Annotated in this window: 13 protein-coding genes and 1 pseudogene; 5 read left to right on the top strand and 9 right to left on the bottom strand. The window is 58.4% G+C overall.

Translation table 11 applies throughout. The features are described from left to right. Positions 1-184 precede the first annotated feature (184 nt). Positions 185-457 (top strand): hypothetical protein, encoded by a 273-nt coding sequence (locus ACVW1C_RS30285; protein ID WP_456724645.1) that lies wholly within the window; start codon positions 185-187, stop codon positions 455-457. A 145-nt stretch (positions 458-602) separates the two neighbouring features. Here the strand turns inward: ACVW1C_RS30285 and ACVW1C_RS30280 are convergent, their stop codons facing one another. The 3 genes from ACVW1C_RS30280 to ACVW1C_RS30270 all read right to left on the bottom strand — a co-directional run bounded on the left by ACVW1C_RS30280 (position 603) and on the right by ACVW1C_RS30270 (position 2,457). Further along, positions 603-1,286 (bottom strand): lytic transglycosylase domain-containing protein, encoded by a 684-nt coding sequence (locus tag ACVW1C_RS30280; RefSeq protein ID WP_456761405.1) that lies wholly within the window; start codon positions 1,284-1,286, stop codon positions 603-605. 197 nt (positions 1,287-1,483) lie between these two features. Next, on the bottom strand, positions 1,484-1,996 hold the full coding sequence (locus tag ACVW1C_RS30275) for a S26 family signal peptidase (RefSeq protein WP_456761404.1): 513 nt from the start codon (positions 1,994-1,996) through the stop codon (positions 1,484-1,486). Further along, positions 1,993-2,457: a DUF2840 domain-containing protein gene (locus ACVW1C_RS30270; RefSeq protein ID WP_456724647.1), complete on the bottom strand. Its 465-nt coding sequence runs from the start codon at positions 2,455-2,457 to the stop codon at positions 1,993-1,995. Before ACVW1C_RS30270 ends, ACVW1C_RS30275 begins: the two co-directional genes overlap by 4 nt. Before the next feature lie 158 nt (positions 2,458-2,615). On the opposite strand from ACVW1C_RS30270, the gene ACVW1C_RS30265 reads away from it, so the two are divergent. Then, positions 2,616-2,972 carry a transposase gene (locus ACVW1C_RS30265; RefSeq protein WP_456749324.1) on the top strand — a complete coding sequence of 119 codons (357 nt, stop codon included), beginning with the start codon at positions 2,616-2,618 and terminating at the stop codon, positions 2,970-2,972. Between the two features lie 75 nt (positions 2,973-3,047). Here ACVW1C_RS30265 and ACVW1C_RS30260 read toward each other — a convergent pair whose 3' ends face one another. The 4 genes from ACVW1C_RS30260 to ACVW1C_RS30245 form a co-directional block, all read right to left on the bottom strand. Further along, on the bottom strand, positions 3,048-3,326 hold the full coding sequence (locus tag ACVW1C_RS30260) for a helix-turn-helix transcriptional regulator (protein WP_083992262.1): 279 nt from the start codon (positions 3,324-3,326) through the stop codon (positions 3,048-3,050). A gap of 400 nt (positions 3,327-3,726) precedes the next feature. Beyond that, on the bottom strand, positions 3,727-4,320 hold the full coding sequence (locus ACVW1C_RS30255; RefSeq protein WP_456761403.1) for a hypothetical protein: 594 nt from the start codon (positions 4,318-4,320) through the stop codon (positions 3,727-3,729). 39 nt (positions 4,321-4,359) lie between these two features. Further along, positions 4,360-4,920, bottom strand: a complete 561-nt coding sequence (locus ACVW1C_RS30250; RefSeq protein ID WP_456761402.1) for a hypothetical protein — start codon at positions 4,918-4,920, stop codon at positions 4,360-4,362. 124 nt (positions 4,921-5,044) lie between these two features. Then, positions 5,045-5,611, bottom strand: coding sequence for a hypothetical protein (locus ACVW1C_RS30245; RefSeq protein ID WP_456761401.1), 567 nt, complete (start codon positions 5,609-5,611; stop codon positions 5,045-5,047). Positions 5,612-5,807: 196 nt separating this feature from the next. Between ACVW1C_RS30245 and ACVW1C_RS30240 the strand changes: the two are divergent. Then, a pseudogene (locus ACVW1C_RS30240) lies at positions 5,808-6,238 on the top strand (transposase); the annotation flags it as partial. 322 nt (positions 6,239-6,560) lie between these two features. Here the strand turns inward: ACVW1C_RS30240 and ACVW1C_RS30235 are convergent. Further along, entirely contained in the window at positions 6,561-8,522 is a 1,962-nt protein-coding gene (locus ACVW1C_RS30235; protein WP_456761400.1) for a putative bifunctional diguanylate cyclase/phosphodiesterase, read from the bottom strand. A 724-nt stretch (positions 8,523-9,246) separates the two neighbouring features. Then, the gene (locus ACVW1C_RS30230) at positions 9,247-9,513 is read right to left on the bottom strand and encodes a DUF3551 domain-containing protein (protein WP_128970849.1); all 267 of its coding nucleotides are present in this window, start codon (positions 9,511-9,513) and stop codon (positions 9,247-9,249) included. Between the two features lie 999 nt (positions 9,514-10,512). Between ACVW1C_RS30230 and ACVW1C_RS30225 the strand changes: the two genes are divergently transcribed. After that, on the top strand, positions 10,513-11,175 hold the full coding sequence (locus tag ACVW1C_RS30225) for an effector protein NopP (protein WP_456727914.1): 663 nt from the start codon (positions 10,513-10,515) through the stop codon (positions 11,173-11,175). A gap of 1,586 nt (positions 11,176-12,761) precedes the next feature. Then, entirely contained in the window at positions 12,762-14,087 is a 1,326-nt protein-coding gene (locus ACVW1C_RS30220) for a DUF3422 family protein (protein ID WP_456727915.1), read from the top strand. Positions 14,088-14,174 lie beyond the last annotated feature (87 nt).

The following is a 14,174-nucleotide window of genomic DNA, read 5'->3' as shown; positions in this document are numbered from 1 at the left end:
GCCCGACCCAACGAAAAGCAGCATCGGAGCTCTCCTATGGGGCAACGACCAGCTAAGTCGTTGCACCGGGCTGTCGGATTCGCCCACACGGCGGCTATCCCTGTGCACCGGTTTCTCGAAGCCCGATTTGAAGGGCCGCTCTGCCATCAAGTTCCGTAGGCAATCGCAATAGTCATTTATTGCGATGACGTTGCCTGACGGTTCACAATTGCGATGCGGTGAGTCTAAAGAGGTGACGCGGTCTTCCCGCGATGAGTTGAATGCCAACCTGCTCTCCGAAGCCATTGCGGTGCTTCGCGAGATGGTCTCACGCGCGCGAGACGCCGCAGACGAGTCGTACGATGACGGCAATTCGGTTGATACTTGGAAGAGCGGGGAATTCCGCGCCGCGATCGAGCGCGCCGAAGCAGTGATCGCGAAGGCGGCAGCTGCCATGGCAGGGCCCCGCACAGAGTAGGAGCTGGCCGAGTCGACGCATTGCCGGCCGAGGCCGCTAGTCTCGTCAAGACGTGACGTCCTGTGCAGCCCCCGGACGCACATGTCCTGCCTGCCCACTGCTCTCGCTCCTCCGCTGATTGCTTGCTGAAGCAAGCCATTGCTGGTCATCGTAATGCCCTCGAGTCCGATCGAGCTACAAAAACGCCAGTACGCCTGGGGGCCATCTGCGTAACATCGCGCGGCGAAATTGCGATCGTTGCGTAGTGCGAGAGCGCTGTCGGCCTTCGGCGGGCTTCCATCTGGTCAGCTTGCTCAACGAACAGCGTCGCAGCTGCTGATGACCTCCAGCTCGCGGCACACGACGGCGGCGGTTGCACGCTAAGCAAATTTGCAAGCTTTGCCACATATGCTCGCGTCTCGTCTGGCAAAGGGGCTCCCGCGAGATGTTCTTCATAGCGAGTTGGTCCCGCGTTGTACGCAGCAAAAACGCCGCGCGAACCGTAGCGGTCGAGCAGTTCACGGAGATACGCCGCGCCGGCCAGAATGTTGTCACGCGGATCGTACGGATCGCTTCCCAGATCATAGCGTTGGCGTAGTTCCGCCCAAGTCGCCGGCATGATCTGCATCAGTCCCATTGCGCCCTTGGGCGACCTAGCATGCATGTCTCCAGCAGTTTCGATGCTCAATACCGAGCATATCCACCGCGCCGGGATCGCAAAGCGTCGTGAGGCTTCTTCGATGAAGGCCGGAAGCGTGTAGTTGGTTCGACAGATCGCTGGGAGCGCGGCGGACCCGTTTTGAGCTAGAGCGGTAGTGTCCGATGCGGTCAGAGCAAGCAGCAGCGACACGACCACCCAAACAGGCACACCTGACCGAGCCAAGTCTGCTATCGTGCTCGCGCCCGTGAGGCGTAGAGCCGCTTCGCGCTGATCATTTGGACCACCGCTGCGCCCGCCAGGCTTGCGAACGTCGGCTGGGACTGAGGAATGGTCCCGCAACCGATCCAACTGAGGAATGGCGGGATAAACACGTAGAACACGCACGGTCACTCCTCCCAGGTCCAGACCGGGAGCGCACAGCCAATCACCGCCGACGCCGGAAGAAAGCCAAAATATCGGCCGTCCATGGAGTCGTCCGACTGCCAATTCATGAGAAAGAGCTCGCCCTCGCCGACGACGCGGCAGCCCTGCCATTTGGGCAGCGGCCGGCCGCGTCCGTCGCGGTCCTTCGCCTCGCCCACCGCAACATCATCCACCGAAATCGTGAGCCCGCTTCTGCAGACCGTCTGCCCGGGCAGTGCCAAGACCCGCTTTAGCATGGGGATCCCGACCGGCAGATAGCCGTTCAAATCGAGGAGGGTCGCAAGCGGCTCCGGCGGCTGAACGGCGACCAGCTCGGTGACATGGAAGCGCTTCGTCGGTCGTATGCTGTAGAGACCGATTGGCACGCTTGCCGATGCATTCCAAATGTAGAGTGGAAGTGGCTCCAGGACGATCGTCGCGATGAGCGCGGCAGCCACCGCAAACGTCGTGGTCAGCGTCATCAGGCGGCTCGTCATCGCATCACTCTGCGACGATGGAGCCAGGCCTGGTGGCGTGTTTTGGTGTATGGACGCGGGTTTTCGTTGACGGACAGACGGTTATGAACGTGATGCCAATGATCGGGTGCGACGTCAGCCGGATCGATTCCAAGCGCCTCGACGGCATCGATCATCTGCAACACGCGCTCGACCTTCGGCCAGCCAGAGAGCCGCAGCACGATCTCTCCGCCGGGCCTCACATAGGGGACGGTCGAGCAGCGCTGTCCCGGTGCGACCGCGCGCAAGATGTCGATCCGCGAGATGATCGTGCCAAAGTCGTTGGATGTCCAACGAACGAAGGCAAAGATGCTGCCCGGTGCAAATGATAGGACACGCCGGTGACGATCAAGCTTTCGTTCCTTGACAACACGACCGAACCGAATGCGGTTTTCGATACGCTTCTCGAGCCACAAGACTTCCACTTCCGTGAGATCGTTCATGCCGCCGCGCCCTGACGCTCGAATCGGGAACGGTTTGATTTGGGCTGAGCGAGGCGCGTGGGCCTCTTCTGAAGGTGAGCAGGCCTGGCGGCCTGACGTTGCCAGTCAGTTCCCATGAATATTGAGGCCTGGTCCGCCAGGAAGAAGCCCAAGTATTTATGGCTAGCAGCAGTACTGGGTTGTGCCCCCTTGCATGCCACGCTACGGCGACGTTGCCGCGCAACGATTCGCGGCTGGAGCGCGCCGCGCATTCCAGCCGTCGGCGACGAAGTCGAAGGATGGACTTGCACGCAGGGTTCGACGGGTCGCTGGATCCGAGACGATCTAGGAAATCGACCAACATCCGGGCCGATTTCGGATTGGCGCCACGGCGCCATCAATCCGGACAAACCGGTCGCATCGGGAGCATCCCCAATTGCGGCGACGAACTGACGCGGGCTATGCAGCACAAGGCGGCCACCACGATCCTGACGAGCATTCCCGACAATTTCAAGCCGGGTCTCGGGAGCCCGTAGCTCGCCGGGAACAAGGATCTGAAGTGCGCCGCGACACCGGCGGCGGTGCGCTGAGGATTTGCTAACGGACATGGCCTAGCGCCGCTCTTTGCCCGCATAGGGAATTGGAGCACGCCGTTTTGCGGGCAGTACGGTGCCGACACCAGGATCCGAGGTTGACTTCTTCTTGCCGAGTTTGGCCCATGCAGTCAGGTCAGCTACTGAATAGACCACGCGTCCGCCAATCTTGTGATACTCGGGACCGGTTCCGTAGGTTCGGTGTTTCTCCAAGGTGCGGCCGGACAAACTCAAGAAGCGCGCGGCTTCGGACGTGCGTAAGTAACGCGGCGGCTTATCCGTGTTCGGATCGGACATTTGAAAAGCTCCGTGCTCCTTGGGAGCGCGTACGAGGTTCGCCGCGCGTCGACTGCCACGATCGCGGAGTAGAGGTGCTTAGGGGGATGCCGAAGATGATGCGGTGATTTTCGATACCCCATCGAAGGCACTCGCCGCAGAAGCCTTTCAATGGCCGCCGATCTGTCAGAGCGAGGCTCCGCCCCCTCGGATCATGCGATTGCGAGGAACCGTGTCTTCTGAGCGCGGTCGGAATGCGTTTTGTCGAGCAGTGCTCCGGCGATGATTCGATGGACGCCATCGGGCAGCAATGCGCGGCGGGCGCTCGGACATCCGCGACCCGTTGCGGAGGGCGAGCTGCCGCTATGGGAGCGTCTACCGTCTGACCGTTATTCGGCGAAGTGGGCCTCGACGTGCGCTTTCAAAATCGATGGATATCCGATCTGAAGGGTGCTTCGATCATCGCCTTCAGCTGCGATCGCCACATCGTCCCTTGCAAGAACATGGCTTGCTCTCCCGCCGACAACTCCGCCCAAAACCCGTCGATTGCGGCAACAAATGATTTGCCTGACTCTGCTGTGATTTTGTTTACCTCAGCCGGAATGAATTCCCTCGCTCGGAAGCTTCGTGGCAGTCGGTTCCGGGCAGGACTCCTGACGATTTCGTCAAACGGAACGTCACCCATCGGATTGGCCAGCGTATGGGGCTTGGTGAACCAATGGACCGCGCCGTTTTGCTCGCGGCTTCCTAACAAGCAATCGTCAGCGTGCAGAACGAGCGCCGTCCCTGTGTTCGGTATATGGGCGAGCACGTAGCACGCGCTGTCCCGCGGAAATCGCCGAGATAAACTGAGATGAGTGCGGCGCAATTGCGCGCTGAGGCATTCTGCCGTTGCGGCTTGGTTTGTCGCGACGTACCAGTCTACATCGCGGATAATCTGGCGAGCAAGGTCACCGCTTGTCGGGCCAGAGGTTGAACTGTCGAGAAGGAGACATAACACGGCATCGGCGCGCACTCCGACTCCTCGCGGCTATCGCGCGTCCTCTTTCCTTGCTCACTGCGCCAGTTGATCTCCATTCCCCTCTCGCTCGCCAGCATCGCTCTGGCTTATGGCGACAAACCGCTCTCGCACAATATGGACCCGGCCTTCAGGTCCCTTGATATTGCCATCGAGAAAATAATCAAAATCCTCATGACCTAAGAGCGCTTTGAACTTCTCTGCAATGTAGCAACGAATATCATCGTCTGCGTTTTGGATTTCAGCCACGAGTTCCTCTCGACCGTCAACGACGAGAAGGATGTCCTCGATGTCACGGCTGCCTAAGAGATCATCGTTGCCGCGGCCGAGATATGCTTCCAACTTTGTCGCCACGAACAGTTCGGGCGTTTCGATGCCTTTGGCGTACCAGCGATTGCTAAAGCCGAGAATGCTTTGATCATCCGGCATGAAATCGACTTGGAGGTCGCCGAGCCTCATGCGGCAAATGACCTCGTCTTCGGGAGATTCCACGAACCCCTTCTGACGCAACTGGTCTTGCAGTTGAGCCCATTGCGCATGTCCAACGAGATCAACGATGAGATCCACGTCATCGGTTGCCCGAACCCCTTCGAGCACGATCTCATCAGTAATGAAAAGGGCTGTTGTGCACCGCCGACAAACACGAGCCGCTCGCGCAGTTCGTCTCCCAGAGACTGCGCGACCGTTTCCAACATGTGAAGCAATTGGCCTTTGATGGTGGTCATTTCTTGAGAAGCCTTTCCGATAGACGCTCGGCCGCGAGCCCAGCCTCCCTTTGATTTCCAAGCCTGACACCATCAATAAGGGCGAGATACTCATACAGGCGATCGTCTTTTTGGATGGCTTGTGGCACGCTTTTGAACAGCGGGTCTACCGCCTGCCCCATGTCTTTGCCTTTGGCGTACGGCCAAACGTAGATGTACTCGCCAGCGCTGATCAGAAGGTTCTTGAGTGGGGCGGCCGCAAAGGCGGTGGGGATGCCCCGGGTCATCGCACCCGGTTTTGCCGGGAAAACGAACTTTAGTCCGTGCACGACGAAATTATAGAGATTGCGGCGGTTGGGCTTGGCCTGACCGGCTTCCCGATCTTTGACTGCAAGTCCCGACGAAACGCTCCGCTTGATCGAGGCATTAACCTCTGTCTTGCTGATACCCAGGGCCGATTCCAACCCGCGTACTGAGTACGGGTCATCGTGATGGGCAACCTCTCCGGGATGCGCATTGTCCTCATTTTTGGCCTGCTCGAGGCTCACGAGCTTCAACAATATAACAAGGTCTTGACTTTTCATGTAAATTCGCCGTCGTCCGCCGTCCTAGGACTGCGGACAGTCAACCACAGAGCGGTCGTTTCGATCAAGAATAGAATGTGTGGCGCTACGAACGACGGGAGGCCTATTTATCAACTGATAGCGGCACATTTGATCATTAGCGACTTCAAATTGTTGATACTTCAAGCTTGCCATTGCTGACCAGCCGAATTCGTATAAGCGCCACGTGCCAGATATTCTATCGATCGCGGCCGAAGACATGCTGACCACCAAGTGGAAAACTGCGAGTTGAGCAGCGGGACCAAAGGTCGGTTGAAAGCCCGATTTGCTGCTGTCCGTGTGCGCACCGCCGACGAACCTCCTCAGCGAATATGGGACAAGGGTCAACAGCATCTGCCAGGCGACGAAGCTTGGCTCATCGACCAGCAACGCGCGTCCGGGGACAAAAAATACTATCGCGCCAACCTGCCCGCGACAGATCTGCGGACACTAGCCGCCACCATCAAGGCACGATGGATTTGCGAACAGGCCCATCAGCAGCTGAAAGAAGAACTCAAACTTGATCACTTCGAGGGACGATCCTGGCAAGGTCTTCATCGCCACGCGCTGATGACCATGATCGCCTATCTGCACGGAATCCCTCGTTGACCTTCAACGAAGTTGACTTGAAACGGCTGGCGAGTTCATCAAGTCCGAATGGCTTGCGAATGACCAGGTTGTCTGCAACGACCTCTGCACCGGAAGGGTCGACCGCGTGATGTTCGTGGCATCGCTCTAATCAGACAATACTAATCCACAGTCAAAATGGGGGAGCCTTGATTAGCGCTGCTTGCACAGCAATTCGTGGGGTGATGCGGCCGGTGCTGCAGTGCTTCGCAAATCTTCGAGAAGACTACAGCAGGCCAAGCGTCTACTCCACCTCGGGATGCGGATGTTCACCACTATCGGCATAACGCAGCGACCACGTCATTCAAGCGGCGGGCGTCGACCATTGCTTGTCTTGATGGAGCAGAGCGAAAATGTGATCCTCCGCGACCGGGCGACCGATGAGATATCCTTGCACTTCATCACAATTGGTTTGACGCAAATAGTCGAGTTGCTCGGTTGTTTCGACGCCTTCGGCGACCACGCCGATCCGCAGGTCCCGCGTCAGTGCGATGATCGATTTTACGATCGCCGCATTATCCGGTCGCCTCAGCATGTCCCGTATGAAAGACTGATCGATCTTGATGCGAGTGTAAGGCAGTTTCAGCAAATAAGTCAGCGACGAATATCCCGTTCCGAAATCGTCAAGTGCCACCGTCACTCCCAATTGCAGGAGTGACGTCAGGATCGATGACGCCGGCGCGTACTTCGAGATCAGCATCGACTCGGTTATTTCGATTTCGAGACGATGAGGAGCAACTCTGGCTTGGGAGAGAGCCTGCACGATTGTCTGCAGGATGCTGGTGTTATGGAATTGAGCCGCCGAGAAATTCACGGCGACCCTGAGGTCCGACGGCCAGTTCGATAGCGTCGCGCAGGCGCGTCGGACCACCCACTCACCGATTCCGTGGATCAGTCCGATTTCTTCGGCGATTGGGATGAACTCAGTCGGGGAAATTATTCCACGGACGGGATGCCGCCAGCGGAGCAACGCCTCAAAGCCGGTGACCCGGTTCGCGTGAATATCAAAGAACGGTTGATAGAGGAGGAACAGTTCGTCTCTGTCGATCGCGAGCTCCAGATCCCGCTGCAGCGCCCTGCGCTCGTGCGCTGATTTGTCGTCGTTGATCTCAAAGAAGCAGATCGTTCCCGGCCCCGCTTGCTTGGCACGATAGAGCGCAATGTCGGCATTCCTCAGGAGCACATGAGGTACGTCGCCGTCGCGCGGGGCCACTGCGATTCCGACGCTGGTCGCCCCCGCGATCTCGCATTTTTCGATCGCGAATGGTTCGGCGAAGGCGCCGACAAACCGCTCGGCGACTTCCAAGGCGTCCTCCACCTTGGTCAGATTGGTCATAACAAGCGCAAATTCATCACCGCCGATGCGCGCAACGGTATCGGTCTGCCGTACGCATCGCTGTAGTCTCACCGCCGCCTGCACGAGAAATTCATCGCCAGCGAGGTGGCCGAATTTGTCGTTCACGTCCTTGAAGCGATCGAGGTCGAGAAGAAGAACCGCGAATTCCTCGCCCGTGCGGGCGAGCCTGTTGAGGGCATCTTCTAGGCTCTCATTGAAGGCAAAACGGTTCGGAAGTTGGGTCAGGGTATCCCGTCGGCCCCTCCTTTCGGCCTCCAGTTGAGCAATGGCGCGTCTGGTAAATTCGAAGGAATGGGCGAAAACGCCGCGCAGGAGCACGAAGCCATAGGCCACGACCAGGATAGCGACGAGCAGATAGGCGAAATCGTCGTTTCTGCCGAGGCAAATTGCCGTACCCACAAAGATCGGAGCCGTGAACGCGACTGCCGCCACCGGAATCGTGGCGAAGGCGAATGCGCCACCTGCAAGCATTCCAGAGCAGAGACATGTAATGACGAGCTGCCCGCCATTGGAGGCGTTCGCGAAGAAAGCCACCGGCACAATTGCCCAGGCGGTTCCGAGAACCAGCGCATTCCGTACCAGCCGGTGCATGGCCTGGCGCGACACGAACTGAGGCTTCGTCATCAGTCGTGATGAACGCGCTTTCAGGCCTATCGATAGCGCGCCGCAGACGACAATCGCCGCCCAGATCAGGGCAAAGTTTCTGTCGGGCGAATGCCAAAGCGCAATTGCGAGCACGGTCGCATTGCAGGCGTTGGCCAGCATGATGCCCAGCGAATAACCAAGCACGAGGGAGATCTGCTCGGCACGAATGTAGCCTGCAACCGCTTCATCGGTGACCGGCCCGCCAAATGCCGCCAAATCTCCGGCTAGGAGCTTCGAAAGCCAGGAGTTCAGATATGCCCTCATTCCGGGACCCTGCAGGACTGGTTGTAGCGTTGGCGCCAGCTCTGGAAGGTCGCGGCAAATCTTTGACAAAAGATAAACTCTTGATTGTACCAACCGCCTCGCGACACCTCACGGCGCGCCGGATTCATTGTTGAGGCTTGGACCGGTTAAAATTGAAGACGAACTCCGTTCGTTTCGTACAGAACCATTGTTTTATCGGATCGCAAATCAGAGCTTACTCGCATGCGGAAAGTCTCAGCACCGCCGAATAGAACGGCTGGGTGCGAGATCGATCGGGCCTGACGAAGGGATGGCGGCCGCGCGCATTCCGCGGTTGGGGGCGCGTGCTCCGACGACTTTCTCTTTGCGTGCCTCGCGGTTCGCTGTCCTGCTGCACGGCACGCCAGCCACTAAAAGGGGCGATCTTTCGGCAAAGGTGCCAACGATTTTCAACGTGTCAAAATCGCACTGCAGCTCTCTTACCCTGGGGCGCAACCTGCCGGCAGACCGCAATCTGCGCTGATTGCCGCGCTGGTGTTTGGCGGGCCTCACGACTGGCATGCCAATCAATAAAAATAAGTTGCCGCCAGCACGCGAGATCTCAGCCCTGAGTTTCGATGGCCATGCGGCGATCAATCCTTGATATCCTCTCCGCGCTCGGGACAATGCGCGCTGCAATCGAGCAGCCGACGACCGACGCGCCCTTGGCGCGGCTGAGTTGACGCAGATTGGAAAAGGATTGCCATCAGCGCGGGCGCCACCCATGCTCGAAAGCATAGGTGGGATTGATAGCGCAATGTGCGTACGTGCCCGATGCAGTGGCCTGGCACTGTCTATAGGTTGAGAACTGGCAATTGCCTGGATAGCCCCAGCTGCGCCCTTGCAGACAGTAAAGGTCTGGCGGGGGCGGCGCTATGTGCTTCGCGCGGTTTCGTGCGGCTGCGGTCGCTCCCGATGCGAGGCCGACCAGGACGGAAAAGGTGACAACAACTATGAACGGAAGGAACCGCATACGGTCTTTTGACCCCCGCCATGGATTCTTTCCGATAGCACGATCAACCTCAGAACAACCTGTTTGCGTCAACAGACCGCGCAGCGACCAGTGTAGTCTAGCCCGACGGGCAATGAGTCAAAGCGCGATGTCTGCACGAAACGTACGAACCGCACCTGTGATCGCTTACCCGCCGAGCGGACGCCTTCATGGAACTCTGCGCAGGTCTCCCCAGCCGATTGCGTCCTAACGCCACATCGTAGGTGCACTGGCCAATGCCGCTCGGCCAATTTTCCTGAGAGCATCGACCGACGTCTCTCCGCGGCTGGCGGCTTCCAGGAGTTTGCAGGCGACATGAGTTCGAGCGCCATTCTCGTGACGCGATACATCTTCGCACACTTCGTCCAGAACCGCTCGCAACTGGGCAGCCAATTCGGAATCGACCATACGAAATGCCCTCAATCCCTCGACAAGGATCATGTGTCAGCGTGTATCGGGATAGATATCAGGTTGAGTGAACCTCAGGGCCGGTCTACGCTTTCGTTCACTCCTGTAGGGCTTAGCGCAATAGTATAACGAGTATAGGACGAGCACCGACGCAAGTCACCGGGCTTCCACTTGCACCGCTGATGCCGCCGACGGTTTGCGCGAAAGCGCGGACCAGTCGCCCGGCACCCGCGCGTCAGCTTTTTGACAGCTTGGCTGTCTAACATTCTTCAGCCTGAACTCCATGCGACAAAAATGTCGCCGACAAGAGTACGACTTGCGATGCATAACCGAACTATCAGCACGTCGGGTAGCGAATCTCTCTCGCATGCACAGGATGTTGATGAAATCAGGCACTCAGCAAACAGCGACATGCGACCTGATACAGGAACCCACAGGTTTGCGGACGTGCTTGCAGGCATTCAGTCGACACCGAATTCGAACGCTAGTTCGTCTTCGGCGGTAGCACCGTCGTACTCCCTAGTTCGCCGAACTCCTGTGATTGAGATCACAAGGTTTCAATACAAGCAAAAGATGAAGGATTTTCATGGCGCTGAAATCAAGCATATCGCGGCGAACCCACAAGAGTACTCGCCTTTCGTATCCTCAAAAGCTGCGCGCACAGCAAGTCTGGCTGAGGGCACCGGTACAGCCAGAAGACATACCGACGACGCCCGATATTTTAGCTATGAGTTGGGCAACGAAAGCGTCGGGCTTCTAAGAACAGAATCCGGATTTCGCATGAGTGAGGTGTTCGAAGGCGAAAAGTGGCGGGAACTGTTTCCCGGGCGAACTGACATCACGTCCACCACAGTTCTTCGGGTTACTCATCCGCTCGTCGACAACGCAGGTGATATTCTGCTGGAACATCAGCTTCGGCTCGATGGCGAACGACCATTGATCAATTCCACTCCAGTCAGCCTAGAAGCGCAATCCCGTCTCGCGGCGATGGGTTTTGTTGAGGTGGATCAAGCGAACATGGTTCTTGACCCTGCCCAGCATCCCGAAAAGTGGACTAAGAATGGTGACGGTGAATGGCAACGCGCAGATAAACCTGCACTGTATCTTTCTAAAGCTCGGGACACCAAGGACAGCGATGCCGAGAGTGTAACAAGCATCTCGACCGATTCGTGCGACAATAACGTTGATGTTGACAAACTCACTGAAGCGCTCGACGAGCTCCTCGCCGAACAATAGGCAGTTTGTCCAATGCTCCCGGCAGCAGCCATTCTGCTTCCAGAGGTGGCTGCCATAGACCCATTGCTGAAGGTCATTGGCTTCTTGCGAACTTTGACGAACACCGACCCAAATTGTGGGCGCGGCTGCAGAGAAGCCAACGTGTATCAGACTTCGTCGGGACTCTTCCTCCGGAAGTCGTTCTTGATTACGAAACGTTCTCGGTCGGACGCTTAGCCGGCCAACCTCTAGCACAGGTTGTAGGCCGATGACTTCGCATTGGTCGGTCGAGGCACAGCCGTCCTTCGGGCAGATCCATCGATCGAAGAGGTCGTTTCGTGCGCTCGATCCAAACAGAGCTGACATCAAGGACAACGCGGCGACGCCGAGTCCCGCTGAGAAGCCGGCCCAACGAATTCAGTGGTGATTGGCTCTTTGTGCTGCCAGGCGCAGATTTATGATTCCGCGATCACGCCCTCGGCCCCACGCCCCGCTCACGATGGTCGCCGGCCGTATCTGTGGTCCCCCGCGATTTGGTCGATCGCTCACAACAATCGCCACTTATCTGCCTCCCTGCGACATTCAAGCCGCGATGCTTGCGCTGCTCTGAGTGACGCATCAAAGACGAGGACGGCGAGAGCTCCAGCTGCGTGATTCAGTCAACCTCACTCGACGTGACGTTATCAGCCCATCGCCGAACCGTTGCCCCGCGGGTCCGGGCGCGGTCACTCGCAGGGCTCCGCATCGACAAATCCGGCCAGAGCGTGGCCACTCAAACAATGGCAGCGGCCGGGCGAGCGATCACCTGGCCGAAAACACGCAATTCCCTGCGGCCTGTGCCACGTGCGCATTCTGTCGGAATACAAGCGCGCTTCATGTCTGAAACCCGCCTCCGACTGTCTTCGAAAGCCACATTGCGTAAAAACGACGCCGGAGCGCCCCTTGAATAGTGCTGGCCCAAATCCTGCACCGGCTCTCTGCGCCAGGAAGTTTAACGACGGCAACAAGATGGGAGTCGCGTTTGGGCCTCGATCCGTCAATCGACAATGCGGTTGCCGCACCCGAGGTCGTTTGTCTGCACCACGCTGGGAGAACGCAAGACGTTCCTGCTTGCCACGACCTCGCGCGGCATCGGTCATGCGACCGGAAAATTGCGTTCAGAAGAGGGCCGGCGCATGTTCACTTTCACGCGGCACCCCTTCGGTGGTGGGCGATGTCGGTGGGATTCGGAGACAGACAACCATGTCCGTGTAGATCCAAGCATTCGTCGGACGGTGCGGTGGGCCACCGTCAAGGTCGCGGAACGGCTTGCCGGCGCGCCGCTACACTTATTGAGCCGCGACGCCGGCATTTCGTCATCGACACCGGACCGTACCCGGCAGATGCCGTTAATGGCTTCATTCGAAAGCTGGATGAGGCTGCTCCATGTCAATCTGCCTGGCCTAACCCTCGTCCCGCGAAACCTCTTTCCCGCGATCAATGCGGCCTCGGTAATGATCGCCGACATGGCTCGATCAGCAACCTGGCCGCGGAACCCCCAGCACCGCCATTGCCTCCCGCGTCAAGGCTGACGGTTGCCTGCTCGCCCTGAAGCAAGGCGTCAATACATGATTGATGAACTGGATCTGCGAACCTTCACGCGACATCCGCAACGCGACGCTGTGCTCGGCGAAGTGCACGCGCGCCCTTTCACGCGCCTGGTTTCGCCCTTCAGCGTGATCCACTTCGCTTTTCTTGCACAGGGCGAAGCGGCCACGAGCGATCGCTGCCGCTTTATCGATTTTTGCCTCGAGCGCAATCTTACGCCGCCTGAGCAATCGGCGAAACTTCATCAGATTGTCATTGGTCCCGCTACGCTACGCTGGGAGCAGCATTCGGAATTCACAACATTCACCTGGATCTGGACTAATGCAGATCGTTCTGCCGCAGACCAATTTGACAAAGTTGATGGTACCGTCCGATCGCTGATCCGCGCGTTGCGTCAGACCGGACAGTTGCTGGTCGCGATCAGGCTAGAAGTGGAGCAGGACGCCTCGCCGACCAGGCGGGCCGAACAGATTTTTGACAAGAACAGCCTGGCCATGGTTGCCACAAAGAGCGGCGCAGGCGTAGCGGCCTCAGACTTCCGCGTAGACGAAAAAGGCTTCACGAAAATCCTCGTCTGCGACCTCGGGTTGACGTCGCACGATCTCGGAGCGTTGGTGCAACGGCTCCTGGAAATCGAGACCTACCGTCCATTGGCGCTTCTTGGCCTGTCGACGGCCCTTGAGCTTGCACCATCCGTCGATCGCATCGACCGGCGTCTTGTCGAGGCACTCGAGAAAATGCAAAGCGGTGAAGGGCTGCAGTTCAACAACCATCTGCTTGCCGAGCTGACGGCGCTGGCCGCATCTTTCGAAAGAGGCGCGACCGGCAGCCTGTTTCGCTTCGGCGCCAGCAGGGCCTATAACGAGCTGGTCCAATCGCGACTGTCCATCATTGAGGGCAACGATGTCTCGGGCTATCCAACCTGGTCGTCGTTTCTGGCGCGCCGCATGGCGCCGGCGATGCGAACCTGCGCGACCGTGGAGGATCGTCAGGCGACTCTCTCGGTCAAGCTCGCGCGTGCCGCCGATCTGTTGCGAACTCGGGTCGACGTCGAAATCGAACGACAGAATCGTGACCTGTTGCAGGCCATCAACGAGCGCGCGAGACAGCAACTTCGGCTGCAGTGCACGGTCGAAGGATTGTCGGTCGCGGCGATAGGATATTATGTGGTCAGCCTGTTTAGCTATCTTGCCAAGGGCGCGCATGATGTCGGACTGCGAGTAGAGCCCTCGTTCCTGACCGCAACCTTCGTGCCGATCGCGGTCGGCGTCATCTGGCTGGTGAGTTACAATGTCCGAAAGCGACACCTCAAGCACGACGACGCGCCCTCGGGTACTTACGACTAGAGTTCCTTGAGGGGATTGGTACGTCCGTCCGGCGAAGCTCGCATGGTCGTGGTGCGACGCTGCCGCAAGATCGCGGCCGCCCCCCTG

Source organism: Bradyrhizobium sp. USDA 4011 (assembly GCF_054063415.1).
The sequence above is the reverse complement of the archived record's forward strand: the minus strand, read 5'-3'. Positions and strand labels throughout refer to the sequence as shown.

Coding starts and splice junctions, on each gene's coding strand:
- ACVW1C_RS30220 (WP_456727915.1), top strand. CDS start 12,762: ATGATTGATGAACTGGATCTGCGAACCTTCACGCGACATCCGCAACGC.
- ACVW1C_RS30235 (WP_456761400.1), bottom strand. CDS start 8,522: ATGAGGGCATATCTGAACTCCTGGCTTTCGAAGCTCCTAGCCGGAGAT.
- ACVW1C_RS30270 (WP_456724647.1), bottom strand. CDS start 2,457: ATGAACGATCTCACGGAAGTGGAAGTCTTGTGGCTCGAGAAGCGTATC.
- ACVW1C_RS30275 (WP_456761404.1), bottom strand. CDS start 1,996: ATGACGAGCCGCCTGATGACGCTGACCACGACGTTTGCGGTGGCTGCC.
- ACVW1C_RS30265 (WP_456749324.1), top strand. CDS start 2,616: ATGGCTAGCAGCAGTACTGGGTTGTGCCCCCTTGCATGCCACGCTACG.
- ACVW1C_RS30230 (WP_128970849.1), bottom strand. CDS start 9,513: ATGCGGTTCCTTCCGTTCATAGTTGTTGTCACCTTTTCCGTCCTGGTC.
- ACVW1C_RS30260 (WP_083992262.1), bottom strand. CDS start 3,326: ATGTCCGATCCGAACACGGATAAGCCGCCGCGTTACTTACGCACGTCC.
- ACVW1C_RS30225 (WP_456727914.1), top strand. CDS start 10,513: ATGAAGGATTTTCATGGCGCTGAAATCAAGCATATCGCGGCGAACCCA.
- ACVW1C_RS30245 (WP_456761401.1), bottom strand. CDS start 5,611: ATGAAAAGTCAAGACCTTGTTATATTGTTGAAGCTCGTGAGCCTCGAG.
- ACVW1C_RS30285 (WP_456724645.1), top strand. CDS start 185: ATGACGTTGCCTGACGGTTCACAATTGCGATGCGGTGAGTCTAAAGAG.